Annotated in this window: 19 protein-coding genes, 1 tRNA gene and 3 pseudogenes; 12 read left to right on the plus strand and 11 right to left on the minus strand. The window is 60.5% G+C overall.

Annotated elements, in window-relative coordinates; genetic code table 11:
- Window positions 1–76: 76 nt before the first annotated feature.
- Window positions 77–1,423, plus strand: coding sequence for a cupin domain-containing protein (locus QTA57_RS04345; protein ID WP_290153853.1), 1,347 nt, complete (start codon window positions 77–79; stop codon window positions 1,421–1,423).
- A 93-nt stretch (window positions 1,424–1,516) separates the two neighbouring features.
- Here QTA57_RS04345 and QTA57_RS04350 read toward each other — a convergent pair.
- A tRNA-Arg gene (locus QTA57_RS04350) sits at window positions 1,517–1,593 on the minus strand.
- A 195-nt stretch (window positions 1,594–1,788) separates the two neighbouring features.
- On the opposite strand from QTA57_RS04350, the pseudogene QTA57_RS04355 reads away from it, so the two are divergent.
- Window positions 1,789–2,735 (plus strand): annotated as a pseudogene (locus tag QTA57_RS04355) (LacI family DNA-binding transcriptional regulator).
- Between the two features lie 73 nt (window positions 2,736–2,808).
- Here the strand turns inward: QTA57_RS04355 and QTA57_RS04360 are convergent.
- Window positions 2,809–4,224 (minus strand): L-serine ammonia-lyase, encoded by a 1,416-nt coding sequence (locus tag QTA57_RS04360; protein WP_290153855.1) that lies wholly within the window; start codon window positions 4,222–4,224, stop codon window positions 2,809–2,811.
- A gap of 91 nt (window positions 4,225–4,315) precedes the next feature.
- Window positions 4,316–4,843 carry a lipocalin family protein gene (locus tag QTA57_RS04365; protein WP_290153857.1) on the minus strand — a complete coding sequence of 176 codons (528 nt, stop codon included), beginning with the start codon at window positions 4,841–4,843 and terminating at the stop codon, window positions 4,316–4,318.
- Between the two features lie 151 nt (window positions 4,844–4,994).
- On the opposite strand from QTA57_RS04365, the pseudogene QTA57_RS04370 reads away from it, so the two are divergent.
- Window positions 4,995–6,669: pseudogene (locus QTA57_RS04370) on the plus strand (ABC transporter permease).
- Between the two features lie 66 nt (window positions 6,670–6,735).
- Here QTA57_RS04370 and QTA57_RS04375 read toward each other — a convergent pair.
- Window positions 6,736–7,752 carry an extracellular solute-binding protein gene (locus tag QTA57_RS04375; RefSeq protein WP_171559224.1) on the minus strand — a complete coding sequence of 339 codons (1,017 nt, stop codon included), beginning with the start codon at window positions 7,750–7,752 and terminating at the stop codon, window positions 6,736–6,738.
- 191 nt (window positions 7,753–7,943) lie between these two features.
- On the opposite strand from QTA57_RS04375, the gene QTA57_RS04380 reads away from it, so the two are divergent.
- The 3 genes from QTA57_RS04380 to QTA57_RS04390 all read left to right on the plus strand — a co-directional run bounded on the left by QTA57_RS04380 (window position 7,944) and on the right by QTA57_RS04390 (window position 11,593).
- The gene (locus QTA57_RS04380) at window positions 7,944–9,119 is read left to right on the plus strand and encodes an MFS transporter (protein ID WP_290153860.1); all 1,176 of its coding nucleotides are present in this window, start codon (window positions 7,944–7,946) and stop codon (window positions 9,117–9,119) included.
- A gap of 120 nt (window positions 9,120–9,239) precedes the next feature.
- Complete coding sequence (locus QTA57_RS04385; RefSeq protein WP_407933493.1) at window positions 9,240–10,730, plus strand: SulP family inorganic anion transporter; 1,491 nt, start codon at window positions 9,240–9,242, stop codon at window positions 10,728–10,730.
- 11 nt (window positions 10,731–10,741) lie between these two features.
- A complete protein-coding gene (locus QTA57_RS04390; protein ID WP_290153862.1) occupies window positions 10,742–11,593 on the plus strand; it encodes a universal stress protein in 852 nt (283 codons plus the stop codon).
- A gap of 86 nt (window positions 11,594–11,679) precedes the next feature.
- On the opposite strand, the gene QTA57_RS04395 is transcribed toward QTA57_RS04390, so the two are convergent.
- Window positions 11,680–12,966 (minus strand): DEAD/DEAH box helicase, encoded by a 1,287-nt coding sequence (locus tag QTA57_RS04395; RefSeq protein ID WP_290153864.1) that lies wholly within the window; start codon window positions 12,964–12,966, stop codon window positions 11,680–11,682.
- A 335-nt stretch (window positions 12,967–13,301) separates the two neighbouring features.
- On the opposite strand from QTA57_RS04395, the gene QTA57_RS04400 reads away from it, so the two are divergent.
- From QTA57_RS04400 to QTA57_RS04410, 3 genes are all read left to right on the plus strand, one after another.
- Complete coding sequence (locus QTA57_RS04400; RefSeq protein WP_145213404.1) at window positions 13,302–14,324, plus strand: aspartate-semialdehyde dehydrogenase; 1,023 nt, start codon at window positions 13,302–13,304, stop codon at window positions 14,322–14,324.
- Window positions 14,325–14,399: 75 nt separating this feature from the next.
- Window positions 14,400–14,828, plus strand: a complete 429-nt coding sequence (locus QTA57_RS04405; RefSeq protein ID WP_290153867.1) for a hypothetical protein — start codon at window positions 14,400–14,402, stop codon at window positions 14,826–14,828.
- 50 nt (window positions 14,829–14,878) lie between these two features.
- Window positions 14,879–16,051, plus strand: a complete 1,173-nt coding sequence (locus QTA57_RS04410; protein WP_290153869.1) for a DUF4139 domain-containing protein — start codon at window positions 14,879–14,881, stop codon at window positions 16,049–16,051.
- A gap of 1 nt (window position 16,052) precedes the next feature.
- On the opposite strand, the gene QTA57_RS04415 is transcribed toward QTA57_RS04410, so the two are convergent.
- The 4 genes and pseudogenes from QTA57_RS04415 to QTA57_RS04430 all read right to left on the minus strand — a co-directional run bounded on the left by QTA57_RS04415 (window position 16,053) and on the right by QTA57_RS04430 (window position 18,649).
- Window positions 16,053–16,406: an SRPBCC family protein gene (locus QTA57_RS04415; protein ID WP_290153871.1), complete on the minus strand. Its 354-nt coding sequence runs from the start codon at window positions 16,404–16,406 to the stop codon at window positions 16,053–16,055.
- A gap of 232 nt (window positions 16,407–16,638) precedes the next feature.
- Entirely contained in the window at window positions 16,639–16,950 is a 312-nt protein-coding gene (locus tag QTA57_RS04420; protein WP_145213411.1) for a P-II family nitrogen regulator, read from the minus strand.
- Between the two features lie 85 nt (window positions 16,951–17,035).
- A pseudogene (locus tag QTA57_RS04425) lies at window positions 17,036–17,937 on the minus strand (sodium-dependent bicarbonate transport family permease); the annotation flags it as partial.
- 61 nt (window positions 17,938–17,998) lie between these two features.
- A complete protein-coding gene (locus QTA57_RS04430) occupies window positions 17,999–18,649 on the minus strand; it encodes a carbonic anhydrase (protein ID WP_145213417.1) in 651 nt (216 codons plus the stop codon).
- A gap of 141 nt (window positions 18,650–18,790) precedes the next feature.
- Here QTA57_RS04430 and QTA57_RS04435 point away from each other — a divergent pair, with 141 nt between their 5' ends.
- The 3 genes from QTA57_RS04435 to QTA57_RS04445 are packed head-to-tail and all read left to right on the plus strand — an operon-like array spanning window position 18,791 to window position 21,452.
- Window positions 18,791–19,174 (plus strand): hypothetical protein, encoded by a 384-nt coding sequence (locus tag QTA57_RS04435; RefSeq protein ID WP_290153874.1) that lies wholly within the window; start codon window positions 18,791–18,793, stop codon window positions 19,172–19,174.
- A gap of 59 nt (window positions 19,175–19,233) precedes the next feature.
- Window positions 19,234–20,619: a leucyl aminopeptidase family protein gene (locus QTA57_RS04440; RefSeq protein ID WP_290153876.1), complete on the plus strand. Its 1,386-nt coding sequence runs from the start codon at window positions 19,234–19,236 to the stop codon at window positions 20,617–20,619.
- A complete protein-coding gene (locus QTA57_RS04445; protein WP_290153878.1) occupies window positions 20,616–21,452 on the plus strand; it encodes a C40 family peptidase in 837 nt (278 codons plus the stop codon). The genes QTA57_RS04440 and QTA57_RS04445 overlap by 4 nt, the downstream gene beginning before the upstream one ends.
- Before the next feature lie 3 nt (window positions 21,453–21,455).
- Here QTA57_RS04445 and QTA57_RS04450 read toward each other — a convergent pair whose 3' ends face one another.
- Both QTA57_RS04450 and QTA57_RS04455 read right to left on the minus strand, forming a co-directional pair.
- Complete coding sequence (locus QTA57_RS04450; RefSeq protein ID WP_290153880.1) at window positions 21,456–21,797, minus strand: DUF2794 domain-containing protein; 342 nt, start codon at window positions 21,795–21,797, stop codon at window positions 21,456–21,458.
- Window positions 21,798–21,905: 108 nt separating this feature from the next.
- Window positions 21,906–22,775 (minus strand): branched-chain amino acid aminotransferase, encoded by an 870-nt coding sequence (locus QTA57_RS04455; RefSeq protein ID WP_145213432.1) that lies wholly within the window; start codon window positions 22,773–22,775, stop codon window positions 21,906–21,908.
- Between the last annotated feature and the right edge of the window lie 82 nt (window positions 22,776–22,857).

The following is a 22,857-nucleotide window of genomic DNA, read 5'->3' on the forward strand; positions in this document are numbered from 1 at the left end:
GGTAGATTGCCTAACGCGTGCCAACATGGTCAGTGTTGCATCATATAACTGCCAGGCCCGCAAAAGGACCCAGATAATGTCTCAAGATTTTGGTTTTGATTGGGCGATTGCGCCCCTGACCCGTGACGAGTTCTTCAACACCTATTTTGAAAAGAAACATGTGGTCGTGAAGCGCGGCCAGCCGGACTATTACAGCAGTCTCCTATCCTTCGCCCAGATCGACCATGTGGTGACAACGATGGGTCTCTACAGCCCCGAAATCACGGTCACCAAATCCGATGGCCACGCCCACGGAACAGATAGTGACACCGACGCCGCGCCAAAGCCCGCAACCGACAGTGACACGACCGCGAAACCCCAGGAGACAGACAGTGACACCGCGCCCGCTACAGATAGCGATACCCACGGCAGCGGTGGCCACGGCGCTCATACGATCCAGCCTGGCGATTACAGCTATGAAAGCGGCTATATCGATCCGGTCCGCGTGGCGCAGCTCTTCGCCGATGGCGCGACGGTGATCCTGTCGGGGCTACACGAGCGCCTGCCGCAGCTTGGACTGTTCTGCCGCGCATTGGAGAATGCGCTGTCTTGCCGAGCGCAGACCAATATCTACATGACCCCCACGGCGTCCCAAGGGTTCCGCCCGCATTATGACAGCCATGATGTGCTGGTGCTTCAGGTCGAGGGCACGAAGGAATGGCGCATCTATGACACGCCGGTCGAGCTGCCGCTGAACTCTCAAGGGTTCAACCCGCATGACGTGCCCATCGGCGAAGAGACTGATCGGTTTGTGCTGGAGCCTGGCGATATGTGCTATGTGCCGCGCGGGCTGGCCCATGACGCGGTGGCGACTGACGAGACGTCGCTGCATATCACCACCGGCCTGATGACCCGGAGCTGGGCCGATCTGATGGCCGAAGCCGTCAATGTGGTGGCGCATAAAGATGCCGCTTTCCGTCATGCGCTGCCGCCCGGGTTTGCCAATCCGGGGTTTGATGCATCGGCCTACGAGCAGACGTTCCGCGACTTGATGCACAAGCTGGCGGATACCGCGCCCTTTGCGCCGCTTCTTTCCGGTTTCAAGCAAGAGTTCATCGCCAACCGTGTCCCGCGAGTCGAGGGGCAATTGGCGCAGGTTGGAAAGCTCGGTGATCTGTCAGGCGACAGCATCGTCGGCGCCCGTCCGCATCTGGTCTATGACATGGCCGTCATGGATGGTGGTGACGGGAAAGACCCCTCCGTCAGCGTCCTCTGCTATGGTGCCGAGATCACACTCCCGGCCCACGCGGAAACGGCGCTGCGCTATGCGCTGGAGACACCTTCGTTCAGATTGGCCGACATGCCCGGCGATCTGGACGACGCGGGCAAGATCGTTTTGGTCAAAAGACTGGTCCGCGAGGGGATGATGGTGCTGCACGACTAACACATACTCACGCACAAAAGCCCGAGAAACCCCCTCTGATCGTGCGCAAATCGCGTATGTATGGAATCTGTATGAGATCTGTATGCCGGATATTGGCGACCCCGGCAGGACTCGAACCTGCAACCTATCCCTTAGGAGGGGATTGCTCTATCCAGTTGAGCCACGGGGCCGTCTTCGGCGTTTCTGTGGGATTTCCGCGAAAGGCGCAAGCGCGTCCATTCTCTTGGACAAGCAATTTCAGACCGCGTATCAACAAGATGACAGCGATGTAAAACGGAAACGGCGATTTGCGCGGACGCAACCCCTTTGACGGCAAACCCCAACTGACCCTTCGCGACGTGGCCGAAGCGGCGGGTGTCTCGGAAATGACGGTGAGCCGGGTCCTGAGAAATCGTGGCGATGTCTCCGAACGCACCCGCGTTCGCGTTTTCGAAGCCGCGCGAACACTCGGCTATGTGCCCAACAAAATCGCCGGCGCCCTAGCCTCGAACCGGGTGAATCTGGTGGGGGTAGTGATCCCATCGCTCTCCAATATGGTCTTCCCGGATGTCCTGAGCGGGATTGGTGACGTTCTCGACGAGACCCCCTGCAACCGGTCATTGGCACCTCGCAATACAACCCGGAGACCGAAGAGAAGGTGATCTACGAGATGCTCTCGTGGCGCCCATCCGGGTTGATCGTCGCCGGGTTGGAACACAGCACCGCCGCCCGTGCGATGATGCGCAGCGCCGGTATTCCGGTGGTCGAAGTAATGGATATTGACGGCGACCCGGTGGCGGCGGCGGTTGGTATCTCACATGTTAAAGCCGGTCGCGAGATGGCGCGCGAGATTATCGCGCGCGGTTATCGTCGGATCGGCTATCTAGGCTCCGGTTCCGGTGGAGACCACCGGGCCCAAAAGCGTCTGCAAGGGTTCCGCAAGGGGCTTGAAGACGCGGGAATTGAGCTCATCGAACGGTGTTTCTATGAGGGCACCTCCGGCTTCGGCACCGGTCGCGCGATGACGGCAGAGGTTCTCACGCGCATCCCCGATCTCGACTTCCTCTACTACAACACCGACATGAACGCCGCTGGCGGACTGCTCTACTGCCTTGAAAAAGGCATGAAAATTCCTGACGATATCGGGTTGGCCGGATTCAACTCTTTCGAAGTGCTGGACGGGCTGCCAATGCGTATCGCCACAATGGACAGCCGCCGAAAGGAGATCGGCGCGCGGGCCGCAGAGTTGATTGCCGCCAATGCCCTTACGGATGAGGTGATTGAGTTGGAGCCGGAATTCCTACCCGGCGATACGGTTCGGCCAGCCACCTGACTGCTGAAAAACATCCGTGGCAACGCGGGCCGAGGATGGCTCCTTCAGGGGCCTGACGAGGCCCGCCGCACCGTCAGCACTCGGGCAGGTTCACCGCCAGACCACCAAGACTGGTCTCTTTATACTTGGTGTTCATATCAAGGCCGGTCTGCCGCATCGCCTCGATACAATTGTCGAGCGGCATGAAATGCGTCCCGTCTCCGCGCAGAGCCAATGATGCCGCCGACACAGCTTTGATCGCCCCCAAACCATTGCGCTCGATACACGGCACCTGCACCAGACCCGCCGCCGGGTCGCAGGTCATGCCCAGATGATGCTCAAGCGCGATCTCGGCTGCGTTTTCGATCTGTTCATTCGTCCCGCCCAAAGCCGCACAGAGCCCTGCCGCCGCCATCGCTGCCGCTGATCCAACCTCGCCCTGGCACCCGACCTCAGCACCCGAGATCGACGCGTTGTGCTTGATCAGCCCGCCAATCGCCGCCGCCGCCATCAGGAAGTCCATCGCGCCAGCCTCGCTCGCCCCAATGCAATGCGCTTTGTAATAGCGCAGCACCGCCGGGATCACGCCAGCCGCGCCATTGGTCGGCGCGGTCACCACCTGCCCACCGGCCGCGTTTTCCTCATTCACTGCCATCGCATAGACGCTTAACCAGTCATTCACTGTATGCGGCTGCGCGATGTTCTGCCCCGCCTCGGCCTGAAGCTGTTCATGGATCGCCTTCGCGCGCCGCTTGACCTGCAGCCCGCCCGGCAATTCGCCCTCGATCCGCAATCCGCGGTCGATGCAGGCATCCATCACACCGCGCAGAGCCACGACTTTCTGCGTCACCGACCCGCGATCCGAGACTGCCAACTCATTGGCCCATTTCATCTCGACAATGCTTTTGCCCGACCGGCGACCCATCTCCAGCATCTCTGCGGCGGACCCAAACGGATAGGGATAGCCGACCTCTTCCTTTTCGGCGTGAAACTGCGCGGCACCGCCATGGCTTTGCGCCTCCAACTCAGCGGCGGTCAGCACGAAGCCGCCGCCAATCGAGTAATAGGTCTCTTCCAGGTAGAGGTTTCCCGCATCGTCAAAGGCCCGCAGGATCATCCCATTGGCATGGCCCGGCAGCGTCTGGTCATAGTCGAAGACCAAATCCCGCGCCGGGTCGAAGCGCAACTCCGGCAACCCCTCAGGTGTCACACGCCCAGTTTCCATGACCTCGGCTTCGATCGAGGCCGCTGCATCTGGGTCCAATGTATCGGGGCGGAGTCCGCAGAGCCCCAATATCACCGCGCGATCCGTCGCATGGCCTTTGCCGGTGAAGGCCAAGGAGCCGTGAAGTGAACAGCACAGCGCCGCAACCTCGCCCGCGCCCGGCTCCCGCTCGCGCCCATTGCGCAGGTCGTCGAGAAACCGCGCCGCCGCACTCATCGGGCCCATCGTGTGGGACGAAGACGGCCCAATGCCGATCTTGAAGATGTCGAAGATACTCAGAAACATTGGCAGACGCGCTCCCTTGGATGGGCGGACCATAAGCCAAAGACAAGGCTTGCCAACCCGGATTGCGACCAGCGCGCGATGGGCTGCGACCTCAACGCGGGATCATCGCCCCGCTTGGCTCCAGCCTGGACAGATCATAGCCGTTGAACGCCAGAACCTCGCGCGCCGCAGCCAGACGGTCCGCCGGGATCACCGGATCGCGATTGAGGATCCACCCTGCACGCCCATCGGGTTGGCCGATCACCGCTGTCCGATAGCCCTCATCAACCCATAACACCCAATAGGGAGCCGATGTCAGCACCCCTGACAACCTGATCGAAAAACGGCCCGGCCCGGATAGTGTCGCCCGGCCAGCGATGGTGCGAATTGCGTCGCCATTTGCATCGATACAAGTGTTCTGCACCAAGATTTCGCCGGCAAGCCCCGCAGAATAATCAGCGATGGCCCCTGCGCACCCGTCCTGAAAGGCATTCGGATAGCGCGCCACCTCATACCAGCGGCCAAGATAGCGGTTCGGGTCAAAACTCGCGTTGGAGGCGATCGTGACGGAAGGATCGCGGTAGCTCGGCACGGCGAGGCCGCACGCAGCAAGCAAGAGCAAAATAGGTATCAGACGCATAGGGGCCTCGCCATCTGGGGCTCGAACCATACCCTCGGGCAGTTTTTCGGGCCGAGCAAGCATCACGACAGAGGTCGATCCCGACGAAAAACGTCAGAAACTCGGGCAGCGCATCTTGTGCCTCCCATCCCGCATCGCCTAGAGCAGGGGCATGTCACGGCGCTCTTCTTCCACCAAACGTCTTAGTTGGCTCGCTTGGCTGGCTGCGGGCCTCTGCCTGCTGCCGATTTGCGCGGTGATCCTGGCGGCGACTATGGGCGGTCTCGACACGGTGCGAAGCCTGCTTGGCACGGTTCTGCCCCGCTATGCGGGAACGACGGCCGCCTTGGTGTTCATCGTTGGCTTGGGCACAGCGGTGATCGGAACCAGTGCGGCCTGGCTGGTGACGATGACCCGCTTCGCCGGACGGCAGGTGCTTGAGATCATGCTGGCCCTGCCGCTCGCCTTCCCGGCCTATGTGCTGGCCTATGCCTATACCGATTTCTTGGATCACCCGGGTTGGGTGCAAACGACGCTGCGCGATCTGACAGGCTGGGGGCCGCGCGACTACTGGTTCCCGGAAATCCGCTCTCTCGGCGGTGCGGCGGCCATGCTGACCTTCGTGCTCTACCCTTATGTCTATCTACTCGCCCGGGCGGCCTTCTTGCAGCAATCGGCCACGGCCTATATCGCGGCGCGAACGCTTGGCCAGACCCCGTGGGGGGCATTTCTGAGGGTGTCGCTGCCCATCGCCCGGCCCGCCATCGCGGGCGGCATGCTGCTCGCCATCATGGAGACCTTGGCCGATTTTGGCACGGTCTCCTATTTCGCCGTACAGACTTTCGCCACCGGCATTTATCAAAGCTGGTTTGCCTTTTTCGATCGGGCCGCGGCGGCGCAACTGGCGCTCTGCCTGCTGGTTGTGGCCCTGGTTGTTGCCTCCCTCGAACGTATGCAGCGGAGAGATCAGCGCCATCATGGCGCGGGCCGCCGGTTTGAACGGATGCAGCCGATTGAGTTGACGGGTGCGAAGGCCGTGGGCGCCATCGTATTTTGCGGATTGCCGGTGTTGCTCGGCTTCATCGGCCCGACGATTCTGCTGATCACGATGGGGTGGGACTCGGGTCAGATTCTGTTCACCGCGTTACTTGGCCTTCTTGCAGAACTCGGTGACGCTTGCGGCAATTGCCGCCGTCCTGACTGTCGCCGCTGCTGTGTTCCTCGGCTTCAACGCCCGGCTGCACCCGACAAGACCGGCGCGGACCGCTGTGCAGATTGCCGGGATCGGCTATGCCGTCCCGGGCGGGGTCATCGCGGTTGGACTTCTCGTACCGTTTGCCGCCTTCGACAACGCCGTCGACGCCTTCATGGAAGCGAATTTTGGGATCGATACGGGCCTCCTGATCACCGGGTCGATCTGGCTGATGATCGTTGCCTATATGGTCCGCTTCATGGCGGTTGCGATCAACACCTATGAATCGGGTATGTCCACGGTGAACCCGAACCTCGATGCCGTCTCGCGGACGCTTGGCCATGATCCAAGCTCTATGCTGCGCCGGGTGCATATCCCAATCATCAGCCCTTCGGTCCTGACCGCACTTTTGATCGTCTTCGTGGATGTAATGAAAGAGCTCCCCGCCACACTCATCTTGCGGCCGTTCAATTACGACACGCTCGCGGTGCAGGCGCATCGCTTGGCCGCCGATGAACGCTTGCACGAGGCTGCGGTGCCAAGCCTGGTGATCGGGGCGGTCGGCCTCTTGCCGGTCGCGCTCTTGTGTTGGGGGATCGGTCGCGAATCTCGCCGGGCGCAAGATATGCGCCACGCCACCCCGGCGAAAACATAGCCCAAAAAAGAAACGGGCGCCCGCAATGGGCGCCCGCTAAATTCATGCAACCGTTGATGGTAGGGATTATTCCCAGCCAGCAGCGTTCAGGATTTCCGTTGCGGTCTCGATATTGTCCGCGATCTCGGAAAGATCGATCACGTCGGGGCGGAAGAAGCCCAGTTCGGCAACCGACGGAGCCAATGCCACACCAGGCACAGCAGGGTACTCGTCATTACCGGCCGAGAAGTATTCCTGCGCCTGGTCGGAGGCGAGATACTCAAGGAAAGCAATCGCGTTCTCACGGTTCGGCGCATGCGCCGCAACACCACCGCCCGAGATGTTCATATGAGCGCCAAGGTCGTTTTGGTTCGGGAACACCCATTCGATCATGTCGAGGCTGTCCGACAGACCATCAACCGGTCTCCGGATTGCGCGTGCGAAATAATAGGTGTTCGACATGGCGATATCACATTCGCCCGACACGATGCCGCGCAACTGATCGGTATCGCCGCCTTGCGGGTCACGCGCGAAGTTGCCGACCACGGCTTCGGCCCATTCGGCCACAGCCTCTTCACCCAGATGGGCCACCAAGGCCGCGGTGATGTTCTGGGTGTAGACGTTGGTCGAGGAGCGGATGCAGATCTGCCCTTCATATTCCGGGCTCGCCAGATCCTGGTAGGTCTGCGGCGGGTTCGGCACATCAGCGGGATCGTAGAACAGGATACGCGAGCGCTGCGAGAAGCCGAACCAACGGTTGTCATCGTCCTGTAAGAATGCCGGGATGCTCGCTTCGAGCACATCGCTCTCGGTCGGCTGCAACAGACCAAGGTTGGCGGCGCGCGCCAGGCGTACGGTGTCGACGGTCAGGAAGACGTCAGCGGGGCTGTTCTCGCCCTCGGCTTCCATCCGCGCGATCAGCTCGTCGGCATTGCCTTCGATCCGGTTGATGGTGATCCCGGTTAGATCGGTGAAGTCAGAATAGAGACGCTCATCGGTGTCGTAGTGACGCGAGGAATACAGGTTCAACTCTTGCGCCTCGGCAGCGGTCAGCGCGCTTGCGGCGATGGTCGTGCCCAAAAGGACGGCCAGTGTGCGGGTCATTGGAGAAGCTCCGTTGTTAGAATTTGGTATTACCTGACCGTTTTTGTCGGTTGGGTGCCGGTGTTGAACCCGATCGCTCTTGGGGTGTCAAGAATATCCGACAGAAAACATCGGAAATCCTATTGGCAGCGTTGGTCTTGCCGTTCGGCGACGCGAGTTGCAGGGTGCCTGGCAAGGGAAGGTGGTATCTTGTGAAGGCTGGTATCGGGTTTTTGGTGCTGGGCTATGTGCTCAGTCAGTTTTATCGTGCGTTTTTAGCCGTTTTGGCGCCGGTTCTAGAGGCTGATATCGGGGCAAGCACCGATGACCTCGCTCGCGCATCAGGCCTTTGGTTCGCGGCCTTTGCCTTGATGCAATTGCCGGTTGGTTGGGCGCTTGATCATCTTGGTCCGCGGCGCACCTCCTCTATTCTCTTCGCACTTGGGGGTGCAGGCGGGGCCGCGCTCTTTGCTGTCGCGCAAGGGCCTGTGGCGATTCAGATTGCGATGGTTCTAATCGGCCTCGGCTGCGCGCCGGTCTTGATGGCCAGCTATTTCATCTTTGCCCGCGTCTACTCGCCGGGCGTCTTTGCGACACTCGCCGGATTGACCGTGGGCGTCAGTTCTCTCGGCAATATCGCGAGCGCTTTGCCGATGGCCTGGGCAGTGGAAGCCATCGGTTGGCGCGAAACCGTCGCGGTTTTCGCGGCACTGACTCTTTTGGTTGCGGCGGGGATGGCGCTTTTGGTCCGCGACCCAGAGAAGCTGGACGGCACAGCACGCGGATCGCTGTTCGATCTGCTCCGCAATCCCGCGCTCTGGCTGATCCTGCCGCTGATGTTCATATGCTACGCCCCAGCAGCGGGCATGAGGGGGCTCTGGATTGCGCCCTATGTAACCGACATCTACGATGCCGATCTTGTTCAAATTGGCCATGTCACTTTGGCGATGAGCCTCGCGATGGTGATCGGCAGCTTTGCTTATGGACCACTTGACCGGCTCTTTGGCACGCGAAAATGGGTTCTGCTGCCGGGCAACCTCCTGGCTGGCCTGCTCTGCATCGTTTTCTGGTTTGCCCCGCCAACGACCCTCTGGAGTGCAACGGCCCTTTTTGCCGCGATTGGGCTTTTCGGAGCGTCTTATCCAATGATGATCGCCCATGGGCGGAGCTTCTTTCCACCACATTTGATGGGGCGCGGCGTCACCCTCTTGAACCTGTTTGGCATGGGCGGCGCCGGGGTGATGCAATTTGCGAGCGGACCCTATTTTGCACATCTCTCGACCCGGAATGACCCCGAAGCGGCCTATGCCGCGCTCTTCGGGGCGTTCGGCGTTGTCGTGCTGATCGGCGTTGCGATCTATCTGTTTAGCCAGGACCGCACCGACTGAGGCTTGCGCGCCACGCAGGGCCGTTTCCCGCATGACCCCCTAGCCAATCTGGGCCAAGCGCCGTATGGCCGCCGGAAACGTGCACCCGGCCGTGACCCGGCCTAGACGGAGACACCCTATATGTCCCCTGACTTTCTCACCCGCATGCGGGTCGATTGGCTTGGCAATATCCGCGGCGACTTGCTGTCGGGCTTGGTTGTGGCGCTCGCATTGATCCCTGAGGCGATTGCCTTCTCGATCATCGCCGGTGTCGATCCGAAGATTGGGCTCTACGCGTCTTTCTCGATCGCCGTCATCACGGCCATTGCAGGTGGGCGCCCCGGGATGATCTCGGCGGCAACGGCGGCGACAGCAGTTCTGATGGTGACGCTGGTTCGCGATCACGGACTGGAGTATCTCCTGGCCGCGACGGTTCTGGCCGGTTTGCTGCAGATTGCAGCGGGAGCCTTGAAACTCGGGCGTGTGATGCGGTTCGTCTCTCGTTCGGTGATGACGGGGTTCGTGAACGCGCTGGCAATCCTGATCTTCCTGGCGCAATTGCCTGAGCTGATCGGGGTGCCATGGCTGACCTATGTGATGGTCGCGGGCGGGTTGGCGATCATCTATCTCTTCCCCTATCTGACCACCGCGATCCCCTCACCTTTGGTCTGTATCCTGGTGCTGACTTCGCTGGCGTTGGTCTTCGGGATGGATCTGCGCACCGTGGGCGATATGGGCGAATTGCCCGATACACTGCCGATGTTCCTGATCCCCGATATCCCACTCACCTGGGAAACCTTGCAGATCATCCTGCCCTATTCCGCCGCAGTGGCCGCAGTGGGCCTGCTGGAAAGCCTAATGACGGCGCAGATCGTCGATGATCTGACGGATACAAAATCGGACAAGAACCAGGAGTGCATCGGTCAGGGTCTGGCGAATACGGCAACCGGATTCATCGGCGGCATGGCGGGCTGCGCGATGATCGGTCAGTCGATGATCAACGTGAAATCCGGCGGTCGCGGGCGGCTCAGCTGCTTTGCGGCGGGTGTGTTCCTTCTGATCCTGATCGTCGTGCTCGGTGATATCGTCTCGATCATTCCGATGGCGGCGCTGGTTGCGATCATGATCATGGTGTCGATCGGAACCTTCTCTTGGTCGTCGATCAAGAACCTGCGCGATCACCCGCGCAGCTCTTCAATCGTCATGCTCGCCACGGTGATTGTGACGGTCTACACCCACAATCTGGCGATTGGGGTGCTGACCGGTGTGCTGCTGTCTGGCATCTTCTTCGCGGGTAAGATCGCGCAACTCTTCAAGATCACATCCGAGCTGTCCGATGACGAGACGACGCGGACTTATCATGTGCATGGGCAATTGTTCTTCGCCTCCGCCGATGATTTTGCGGCGGCATTTGACTTTGGCGAAGTTTTGGAGCGGGTCGTGATTGACGTTACCCGCGCCCATATCTGGGACATCTCGTCTGTTGCCGCGCTGGACATGGCCGTGCTGAAATTCCGCAGAGATGGCGCGGAAGTTGAAATCAAAGGCCTAAACCAAGCATCCGAAACCATCGTGGATCGACTGGCCGAGCATGACAAACCCGGCGCGATGGAGCGCCTTATGGGCCATTGAGGGAGAGCGGCATGGGCAAGATTATCGCATTGGTAGACGGCTCAACCTATTCGGAGAGCGTCTGCGATCACGCGGCCTGGGTGGCGAAGGGCAAAGGCTGGTCAGTGGATATCCTCCATGTGATCGGGCGGCGCGATGAAAGCACGGACCCGCGCAACCTCTCCGGCAATATCGGCTTGGGCGCGCGCACGGCGCTATTGCACGAACTGGCCGAGCTTGATGCGCAGCGTGCCAAACTGGCGCAAAAGCGCGGGCGCGCGATTTTGGAAGATGCGGTGGCGCGGGTCAGCGCCGATGGAGTTAAGGCGCATTCCAAGCTGCGTATGGGCGACCTGGTCGAAACGCTTCGCGAGATGGAGACCGAGGCCGACCTGGTCATCGTTGGCAAACGTGGCGAGGCCGCGGATTTCGCCACGATGCATCTGGGCAGCAATCTGGAGCGCGCCGTGCGTTCCTCGACCAAACCGGTCTTGGTCGCCTCCCGGGCGTTTCAACCGGTGAAGAAGCTGCTGGTGGCTTTCGATGGCGGGACGTCCGCCCTGAAAGCGGTCGATCACATCGCGCGGTCAGAGCTTTTTGCCGGTCTCGATATTCACCTGCTGACCGTCGGTAACGAGAGCACCGCTGCGAAACGCGGGATCGAAGGGGCAGCGGCGCTCTTGAAGGGCGCGGGCTATGAGGTGACCAGCGAGATCGTGGCAGGCGAGCCGGATAAGGTGATTGCCGACCGCGCCGAAGCGCATGATTTCGATCTGTTGATCATGGGGGCCTATGGCCATTCCCGGATCAGGAATCTCTTTATCGGCTCAACCACGACTGAGATGATCCGCTCCTGCAAGGTGCCTGTTTTGCTGTTCCGCTAAACAAATGGCGTTTGCGCCGGTGGCACCTGTTGGATGCCTCCGGCGGGGGATATTTATGAAGCAGAGAAGCTGGGGGTTCCCCATGCTCAGGCCGCACGGCGACGGCGAGGTCTGCGCGGCTTGCGGTTGCTGTTGTTACCTTGCGGTTTGCCTGCGCTTTGGCCCTGGGGCTTGTTGCCACCGCCACCTTGACCACGGCGGCGTTGACCGCCCCTGCGGCCGGTTTTCTCGGGTTTGACAGCGGCGGGTCGCGTGCCGCCAGCGACTGGGATCTCGATCTTCATCAGCTTTTCGATCTGGTTCAGATAGTCGATCTCATCGGCGGCGCAGAACGAGATCGCCTCGCCCTCACGGCCCGCCCGTGCGGTGCGCCCAATCCGGTGCACATAATTGTCTGGCACATTGGGCAGGTCGAAATTCACCACATAGGCCACGCCTGGGATGTCGATGCCCCGCGCGGCCACATCGGTGGCCACCAGAATGGTGATTTGGCCGTCGCGGAAGGCTTTGATCGCTCGGTCACGCTGACCTTGCGATTTGTTGCCATGGATCGAGGCGGCATTGAACCCATCGGCGACCAAGCCTTTCATCAGCTTTTCGGCACCATGTTTGGTGCGGGAGAAGACCAGGGTCAGCGCGTCGAGATCGCGGGAGAGAACCTCGCGGAGCTTCGTTGGCTTATCGGCCTTTTCAACGAAATGGACCGATTGGGTGATCTTGTCAGCGGCTTTGCCCGGGGGCGAGACTTGCACCCGGCGCGGGTTGGTTAGGTAGGCCTGGCTGATCTCTTCCATCTGCTTCGGCATCGTAGCCGAGAACAGCATGGTTTGGCGCGGTGTGCCCAGTTTCGGGGCGATCCGGCGCAGCGCGTGAATAAAGCCCATATCGAGCATCTGATCGGCCTCATCCAGCACCAGATGCTGAACCGTGTGCAGCTTCACCGCACCGCGATCCATCAGGTCGATCAGCCGGCCCGGTGTCGCGACGAGGATATCCGTGCCCCGCTCCAAACGCTTCATTTGAGCATTGATCGACTGGCCGCCAACGACGACCTGCACTTTCAAAGGTGTGCCAGTGGTAAAGACCCGCAGGCTTTCGGCGATCTGATTGGTCAGCTCGCGAGTGGGCGCAAGGATCAGCGCCTTTGCCGTTTTGGGATCGGGTTTGCCGGGCAGCGCCAAGAGATGCTCAATCAAAGGCAGGCCAAAGGCCAGGGTCTTGCCGGTGCCGGTTTGGGCCAAGCCCATGATGTCATGACCGTCGAGGGCAAGCGGAATCGCCTGGTTTTGAATCGGTGTGGGTTCTGTGAAGCCGGTTTTCTTCAACGCGGTCATCAAGGTCGGCGAGAGGCCGAGCATATCGAAATCGAACAAAGTGTACCTTTCTGGCGCGGATCCACATTGGCGCCCGCGCGATAACATGAGTCGGGGCCGCGACGAAGCGCGGCGGCGAAGGGTGCGACCTGACGCTAATCCACACGGACTATTCCCGTGCAAACCGGCCAAATCGTCAGACCCTGCGTGATGGGGACTGTTGGGAATCTTCATCCTGTAGCGCGACCAAGGCGCGCGGCTGCTCACGCGGCAGCGCAGAATGCTTGAAAAGGCACATGTCGCTTCGCTGTGCATAAGTCAAGCCGTTCGAGGGCTTTTCCTTTCGACCTGCATCCATTATGTGCCGCGCATCCACACCTAAAGGATAAGGAAAAATGGGCTATAGAGTCGTTATCGCGGGCGCCACGGGCAATGTGGGTCGCGAAATGCTGAACATCCTGGCCGAGCGCCAGTTTCCGGTCGATGAGATTGCGGTCCTGGCATCGCGCAAATCTCTCGGCACCGAATGCAGCTTTGGCGACGAAACCCTGACCACAAAGGATCTGGACACGTTCGATTTCACCGGATGGGATATCGCGCTATTCGCGATCGGCTCCGATGCGACGAAAACCTACGCGCCCAGGGCCGCCAAGGCGGGCTGCGTGGTGATCGATAACTCCTCGCTCTACCGCTATGACCCGGACGTGCCGCTGGTCGTGCCGGAGGTGAACCCCGAGGCGGTCGATGGCTATGCCAAGAAAAACATCATCGCGAACCCGAATTGTTCGACCGCGCAGATGGTCGTCGCGCTGAAGCCGCTGCATGACCGCGCAACGATCAAACGCGTGGTGGTCTCGACCTATCAATCGGTCTCGGGCGCGGGCAAAGGCGGCATGGATGAGCTCTGGGATCAGACCAAGGGCATGTATGTCCCGGGTCAGGAGAAAGACCCCGATCAGTTTACCAAACAGATCGCCTTCAACGTGATCCCGCATATCGACAAGTTCATGGATAGCGGCGAGACCAAAGAAGAATGGAAGATGGTGGCCGAGACCAAGAAGATCGTTGATCCGAAGATCAAGGTCACGGCAACTTGCGTCCGCGTTCCGGTGTTCGTCGGGCATTCCGAAGCGGTGAATATCGAGTTCGAAGACTTCCTCGACGAAGATGAAGCGCGCGATATTCTGCGGGAAAGCCCGGGGATCATGGTGGTCGATAAGCGCGAAGATGGCGGTTACACCACACCGGTGGAATGCGTCGGCGATTACGCGACCTTCATCAGCCGTATCCGTCAGGATTCTACCATTGATAACGGTCTGAACCTCTGGTGCGTGTCTGACAATCTGCGCAAGGGCGCTGCGCTCAACGCGGTGCAGATCGCCGAGACGCTTGGCAAGCGCGCGCTGAAAAAAGGCTGAGATCTACGCCGGTTATTGAATAACCGGCGCGGACGGGGGAAGCTTCGGGCAGTTTCAGCCCCGGAGGTTTCCCCCATGCGTTTTTCCGTTTCCGTCTTGGCCCTGCTCGTGGCCAGCGCCGCCCATGCCGACGATATCATCACCCGCGCGGATATCGCCGAAGCGACGGTTTATATGGGCATTGCGGAGGTTAATCGTGCGGCATCTGTAACCGTGCCGGCCGGGACACATCGGTTGATTGTCGCCCTGCCAGACGCCTTCAATGCCGAGGTTCCTTACTTCTCATCCGACGCGGATGTCATTTTCGGACCCCCAAGCCTGGTGCGGGGCATTCCAATCTCCGAAGGCGCGCTTGATACAACCGAACAGGCAGCGGCGCGCGCCGCTGTTGAGGCCGTTGAAGACGCGGTTCAAGCGGCGCAAGACCGGATCGCCCTGGCCGATGCCACGATCCGCGCGACAACGCTGCAACTGGCCTATCTGGAAGCCCTCGCGCGGGGGTGAAGACGGGGCGGACTTGCCCGATGATTTGAATGATCTGACGGCGCAAATCGGTGCGATTGGGACCGAAACGGTGCGGGTCGCCGAAGAGCTTCCAGGCCGCGCAGATCGCCCGCCGCGAGCTGACCGATGCGCTCGAAGACCGTCAGATTGAGCTCAATGCAGCTCAGCAAGCGCTATCAGCACTCCGGCCCTTCGGAACCATGGCCAATGGTCTGGCCGTTGAGGTGATCGCGACCGCCGAAACCGAAGTGGATTTTGTCCTTGAGCATCTCATGGGCGACGTCGGATGGTCGCCTGTCTATGAGATGCATCTGGATAGTGACAGCGGCGCCCTGTCGATCGATCGCTTCATTGCATTTGGTGTCGAAACTGTTGAGCTTTGGCGCGATGTGGCAGTGACGTTCTCTGCTGCCGACCCGTTTCGCGCCCACGAACCAAGCCGCCTTTATCCACGCCCGGCGCGGATTGAAGAGCCGCGCCCGCCCGCGCCCAGCCCGACGCTGCGTAGCGTGACGGAGGAATCCGAAGCGCTTTCGGGCCTCACCCAAACTCTCATGGAACCGGTCATCATTGCGGAGGATACGGTCGACTTCGCAATGCTGGGCCTGAACGTCAGCTACCGCTACAACCGCCCGGTCTCCATCGGCACGTCCGGCGAGACGTTGCTGCCGCTCGATGGGTTGGATTTTGACGCGGAGTTGGCAAAGCGGGCGGTGCCGCGCCAAGACGATACCGCGTTCCTGATGGCAGAGATCGAGAACGACAGCGGTGAACCGATCTTGCCCGGCGAGGTGATATTCTTTCGCGACGGCGGCCCGATTGCGGAGGGGTATGTCGAAATGATCCCCGCTGGCGCAACGGAAGAGTTTGCGTTTGGCCCGGTCGATCATATCCGGCTTGAGTGGCAGGATCTGTCGCTGGACGAAGGGGACCGGGGCGTTTTCGTACAATCCAACACCCAAGATCGCCGCATTCGCTTCTCGGTCGAAAACACCTCGGACCAGGTCGAAGAGGTGCACGTGCTTTACGCTACACCCTTTGCTGAGCAAGAGGATCTGGACGTGGAGGTCGCGCTCAGCTTGGACCCAACAGAAGAAGACTACGACGATCTGCGCGGCGTCATGGCCTGGGACATCACCCTTCAGCCTGGTGAAACCCAAGAGATCGAGATGGAGGTCAGCCTGGATTGGCCCGACGGCCAAATCCTGACCTGGCGACCGTAAGCTACCCGGCTTCGACCAGGGCTTTCAGATTGGCCAAGCCCTGGTCGTAATCCGCGCCAACCATACCATCCATCATCAGACCCATCCAACGGCCCATGGGGTTCATCCCCATATCCGCATTCAACCCCCACGTGACAGAGGTCCCGCCGCCGTTGGGGACGAGGTCGAACCAGGCCTCAGCCGTGCCCATATCACCGAAATCAAGCGCTGTGGCGACACGCGTATCCGCAACGCTTTCGATGATCTCTTGCCGGCCATTGCCAACGCTCGGCTCATCCGAGGCCCACTCCATCGTGGCGCCCACACCTGCGTCGGGGCCAGTATGCGATATTTGGACCTCAGGATCGCGCTCCAACCACGGCGACCACTCCTCCCCCTTTGCAAAGAGTTGATCAGGGGAAACACCTCACTTGGCGGGGCGTCGATGGTGATCTCACGTTCGACAATGACATTGCGCGGCAGCAGATAAGCCCCCGCTGCCAGCAAAAGGACCAAACCAATAAGGCCAATGAACAGATTTCGAATAAGGCGCATGATGCTCCCTCCCTGCCGCGTTCGGCGTTCAGAATAGCACGACAGGGCGGGGTCTAGAAACGCTCGGCGCGCAGGACCTCGCAATCGACCACGCTCACCACCCCGATATGCCGATCCACGACACTAAACGCGGCGTCGAGAAGGGCGTCCAACGTCTCGGGCCGGATGATGCACACGACGCTGACCATTCCGCCAGCGCGGCTGACTTGGCCCTCGCGGCTCCAACGGCCCGACCGGCCTGAGCCACCCAAAACGGGCAGCACGGTAAACCCCGTGACCCCCGCCTCAATCAGCGCCGCGGATAACCGGCTCTCCATCACAGATTCAATTGTGATTTCAACACGTTTCGCCTGATGAGTTTGCATGGAGCTAGCCTCCGGTGACGGCACGGGCGATCGCGAGATAGATCGGAATGCCAAGCGTCAGGTTAAAGGGAAAGGTGACCCCAAGGGAGAGAGTCAGATAGACCGACGGGTTCGCCTCAGGCAGGGCCACACGCATCGCCGCGGGAACAGCGATGTAAGAAGCGGATGCCGAAAGCGTCATGAAGAGCGCAACCCCGCCGGTCGAGAGGCCAAGCAGCATCCCGGCGGCCAGACCAAACATGCTGCCAACAAGTGGCATGATCACGCCGAACAAGAACAATGGCGGGCGCAGAACGCCGCGCGCCTGTCGCAAACCCCGGCCCGCCACGAGACCCATATCGAGAAGAAACAGGCAGAGCACACCCTGAAACGGCGCGACGATGAAGCTTGAGATCATGTCGAGTCCCTCTTGGCCCGTGATCCAGCCAATGAGGAACGAGCCAACCAAGAGAACAATCGATCCATTGAGCAAGATTTCCCGGATCAACCCCGGTTCCATCCCACCTTGCCCGGCAGATCCGAACCGCGCGATCAACCAAAGGGCGGAGAGGATCGCGGGCGCCTCCATCATCGCGGCAACGGCCACCATATAGCCTTCGCTTACGATGCCCGCGCTGGTGATGACCGAGGTTGCCGCCACAAAGGTCACAATCGAGATCGACCCGTAATGGCCCGCAACGGCCGCCGCATCGACAACACTCAGACCCGTCATCGCCCGCAAGAGCGCGAAGGCCACAAAGGGGATGATGAAGGACAGAACCCCGCCCGCAACAAGCGACATGACCAATGTCGATCCAACCCATGGGCCGCCACGCTGGCCCCGCCTTTGAAGCCGATCGCAAAGAGCAGATAGAGCGACATCCCCTTGGCCACCGCTTCGGGCACCGACAGATCAGACCGAGCAAAGGCCGCCGCGAGGCCCAGTGCGAAGAAGAGGATGATCGGCGAAATCAGATTGTCCGCCGCAAGTGCCAGTATTCCGTCCATAGCCCCGCCTGTGCCAAGGTTTACGCGGGGATAGTCTCTGCCCCGACAGAGGTAAAGGGGCCTAACTCTTTACAAATCGGCGTACAGATCCATCAAACATCTCTAGATCGCCTTCGGCCAGCTCTGCCCAGACGCCATGAAGGGTCAGTTCCTCGCGATCAACAGCCTCCATCACAAACGGGTAGGTCATGAGGTTCTCCAGCGAAACCTGAATGCCCTCTTTCTCCAACGCCGTCTGCCGCATCTCGGGGTTTTCTATGTCGCTCACCCGGTCATACCCGACTTTGAGCACATCGAGCCACCGGCCGATGAAGCTTTCCTGCGCCTCCAACTCGGGCGCGGCGCCCGAGCACATATCAATGCAGCCCCGCACACCCCCGCAATTGGAATGACCCAGCACCAGAATATGCGCAACTTTCAGCACCTTAACGGCATATTCGATGGCTGCAGCGGTGCCATGATGCTCCCCATCGGGCGTGTAGGGCGGCACCAAATTGGCGATGTTGCGATGAACGAATATCTCGCCAATCTCTTGCCCGAAGACCGACGTGACCGCCACGCGGCTGTCACAGCAGGCAATGGCCATGGCCCGAGGACGCTGCCCCTCCACCGCCAAACGTCGAAACCAGGCGCGATTTTCGACAAATGTCGTCGCTTTCCAGCCTTTATAGCGGCTCATCAGATAGGAGGGCAAAGCCTTGACACGATGCATTGCGGACCTTTCGAGCGTGGGCTTAACGGAGTAGCGCGGATTCGGTGTAATTTCGAGATGTTTTTCAACTGCACCGAAGGCGTTTCTTTGGCAGAATGGATGCGGGTGCCCTACGTCGTTGGGGAAGAAGTGGAGTGAGAAATGAAGCCATCCGTGGCCATTTTGCGGTTGGACGAACCCGCGCGGTTCAACCCGGACCAGCTTGAGAAGCTATGCACCGAGTTGGGCGAAGTACGCGCTGAGTCAGAGGTCGCCGACGCGCTTGGCGTTATCGGCAAGCTTCTTCAGGACGTCGAAAACCTTGATCAAGGCCAGCATCCGCACGGGTTAGGCCAGCCGGTTCGTCACCTGATTGCGGCATCCGACAGAATTGGGATGGCGACCCTCGCGCGGGCTGCACGCAATGTGGAAATGGCCCAGGCAAGCGGCGATGCGGTCGCGCTCTCGGCAACCTTGGCGCGGCTGCAACGGGTGGGCGAGCGCTCGATTCTGGCGATTTGGGACCTGGAAGACCTCTCAGGCTGAAGGGGGCTTGCGGCAGGGATCGGGCACGCTAGGGTGGCGACATCTTAGGAAAGTGCCCAATGCCAGCCCGATTTAGCGAAGCCAAAACCGATACCATTCCGATCCGATTGATCGCCCCTGCCGACGTGCCGGATGCCTTCGCCGATCTGACCGAAGCGCAGAGATCTTGGATCGATCATATGGGATTTGCCGCCAAACCCGGCCAAGTCTTGAGTTTGGCGGATGCATCGGGTCGACCGGCACTGGCCCTAATTGGCCTCGGCAAACCCGAAGTGCGGAAACGCACACGGTTTGCCGTCGGTGCCGCTATCGCCCAACTGCCGGCGGACACCTATCGCATCGACGCGTTGCCTGAGGACGTGTCAGGCGACGAGGTCGGGTTGGGCTATCTCCTGTCGTGCTATCGCTTCGACCGATACCGGAACCAACCGCGAGTGAAAGCCGGATTGGTTGCCCCACCCCAGACCAATGCCGCGAGGCTAGAGCAAATCGCCGAGGCCGAAGCTCTGACCCGCGACCTGATCAACACACCGGCCGAAGACATGGGACCAGATGCCCTTGAAGCCGCGATGCGCGATCTGGCGGGCCGGTTTGGCGCGGAGGTGACAGCGACAGAGGGCGAGGCGTTGATTGGTGCCAATCTGCCTTTGATCCACACCGTGGGCCGCGCCGCGACGCGCGCGCCCCGCCTGTTGGATATGACCTGGGGGAACAGCGGGCCAACGCTGACCCTCGTGGGCAAAGGCGTCTGTTTCGACACCGGCGGATTGAACCTTAAACCCGGCGCCTCGATGGGCCTGATGAAGAAGGATATGGGCGGTGCGGCCACGGTTCTCGGCCTCGCTCAGATGATCATGAGCGCCGCATTGCCGCTTCGGCTTCGCGTCTTGATCCCGGCGGTCGAGAACAATGTTGCGGGCAACGCGTTCCGCCCGGGTGATATCCTGACGGCCCGGAATGGGCTGACCGTGGAGATCAATAACACCGACGCCGAGGGCCGCTTGGTCTTGGCCGATGCATTGGCGCTGGCAAGCGAGACGCCACCAGATTTGATGATCTCTATGGCCACCCTGACTGGCGCTGCGCGTGTGGCCGTTGGGCCAGATCTTGCGCCGTTCTACACCGATGACGATCCACTCGCCGCCGCCCTTGCGATGGCCGCGAGTAACGTCGCCGACCCGGTTTGGCGCATGCCCTTCCACACGCCTTATGAGAGCATGATCGAACCCGGCATCGCCGATCTCGACAATGCGCCGAAGGGCGGATTTGCGGGCTCGATCACCGCCGCGCTGTTCCTGCGCCGCTTTGTGAAAGACACGCCGCGTTATGCGCATTTCGACATCTATGGTTGGCAACCAAGCGCGGCACCCGGGCGCCCCAAAGGTGGTGTCGGTCAGGGCGCGCGCAGCGTGTTTGAAGCCCTACCAGAGGTCTTGAACCTATGACGGATTCCCGGACAACCCCAAGCAACGGGCGCGTGGCCCATGTGTCGCTGCAAGGCCAGATCGAAGCGGAGCGGTTCGTTCAGGGTCGCTGGACCATGGTGCAGCAGCCGATGGCCAATATCACCGACAAACCGCAGGGGAGCCGGGTCAGCCAGTTGGTGTTTGGCGAACGGTTTCTGGTGCTCGAGGCCAAGGACGGCAACGTTTTCGGCCAGGCCGAGCGCGACGGCTATGTCGGCTATATGGCAGCCGGCGCATTGACCGAACCGGAGGAGCCGACACATTGGGTGGTGGCCCCTGCAACGCATCTGTATCCGAAGGCGAATTTCAAATCGCCGCCGGATGTCTCGGTGTTCTTCGGCTCCCGGGTCCGGGTTCGGGCGGAGCGAGAAGATTTTCTGCGTATTCATACCGGCCATTTCATCCCACGCTCGCACCTGCAGCCAATCAAAGCGCGGTTTGGCGACCCGGTTGGCGTCGCCGATCTGTTCTTGGGCACGCCTTATCTCTGGGGTGGAACCAGCCGATGGGGCATCGACTGTTCCGGCTTAACGCAGGTCGCGCTTTTGGCCTGTGGGGTCGATTGTCCGCGTGACAGTGATCAGCAGCAGGCCGCTCTTGGGCGGGAGTTGCAGCGTGGTGAGCCGTTACAGCGCGGAGATTTGGTGTTCTGGGAGGGCCATGTGGGGATCATGGCGAATGAGCGGATGTTGTTGCATGCCAACGCCCACCACATGGCGGTGGCTTATGAACCGCTGAAAGACGCCGCCGCCCGGATCGAAACCGCGGGAGACGGGCCGATCACCGGTCGGCGACGGTTGAACATCACCTGAGTGTTAGTCGACCGCGCGGATCAGTTTCCGCTCCAAGACCCGCAGAACGGTCTTCAGATCATGGCCGCGTTTCAGGATGCGGCCATCCATTCCGATCACAGCGTACTGCCCTTGCCTCTGTGCCAATTTCGGGCGTTTCTCGACACGATAGATGGGATGCTCCGCGCTGCGCCGGAAGATCGAGAAAATCGCCACGTCGGAGAGCAACGAAATTCCATAATCGCGCCATTCTCCGGCGGCGACCATCCGGCCATAAATCGTCAAGATCACCGCAAGCTCCTTGCGGTCGAAAGCGACCTTTTCGGGAATACGCTCGGGGCCTCTGGGCTGGATCTGCACGACCATGATTCAAACTTGGCCCGGCTTGTGCGGCAAATCAAGCATCCAGAACATCGACAAAAGAAGAAAAAGGGACCCGGTTGGACCCCTTCTCGATCTTGTTCGCCGGTTCCGTCACTCCCGAACCTTCACCTCATAGCCCTCTGCAATATCTCGGGCCAGCGCGCCAACTTCAAAGTTGTAATCGCCGATCTGCCCCACCGGCGTCACCTCGGCAGCGGTGCCGGTCAGCCAGCATTGCTCGAAGCTTTCCAACTCTTCGGGCATGATATGGCGTTCATGCACTTTGATCTGACGCTCTTTCAGCATCCCGATCACGGTCTGCCGGGTGATGCCGTTTAGGAAGCAATCCGGGTCGGGCGTGTGCACCTCGCCGTCTTTGACAAAGAAGATATTCGCCCCCGTCGCCTCGGCCACATAGCCGCGATAGTCGAACATCATCGCATCCGAGCAGCCTTTCGCCTCCGCCGCGTGTTTCGACATGGTGCAAATCATATAGAGACCGGCGGCCTTGGCGTGAGACGGGATCGTCTCCGGCGACGGGCGTTTCCATTTCGAGATGTCGAGCTTCGCGCCTTTCATCTTGGCATCGCCGTAATAGGCACCCCATTCCCAGGCCGCGACGGCCAGGCGTACCGGGTTCTTCTGCGACGCGACGCCCATATCTTCGCCCGAGGCCCGCCAGGCAACCGCGCGGACATAGGCATCGGTCAGCCCATTGGCTTTCATCACCTCGTATTTCGCGGCTTCGATCTCATCGACGGTCCAAGGGATCTCAACATCGATCATCCGGCCCGAGGCCAGAAGCCGTTCGGAGTGACGGCGGCTTTCGAAGATTTTGCCGTTATAGGCCCGCTCGCCCTCAAACACGCTTGAGGCGTAATGCATCGCATGGGTCAGAATATGCACATTGGCATCGCGCCACGGCACCAGTTTGCCGTCCATCCAGATTGCGCCATCGCGGTTGTCATAGCTGCCGCTCATCTTTCCCATCCTTCATCAATTCGCGGCCAGCAAGCCGCTATCTTTCTGTTTGTTGCGCCCAATATGGCCGGATCGGACATAA

Origin of the sequence: Fontisubflavum oceani (genome assembly GCF_030407165.1) — a bacterium.
Classification (GTDB): domain Bacteria; phylum Pseudomonadota; class Alphaproteobacteria; order Rhodobacterales; family Rhodobacteraceae; genus Rhodophyticola; species Rhodophyticola oceani.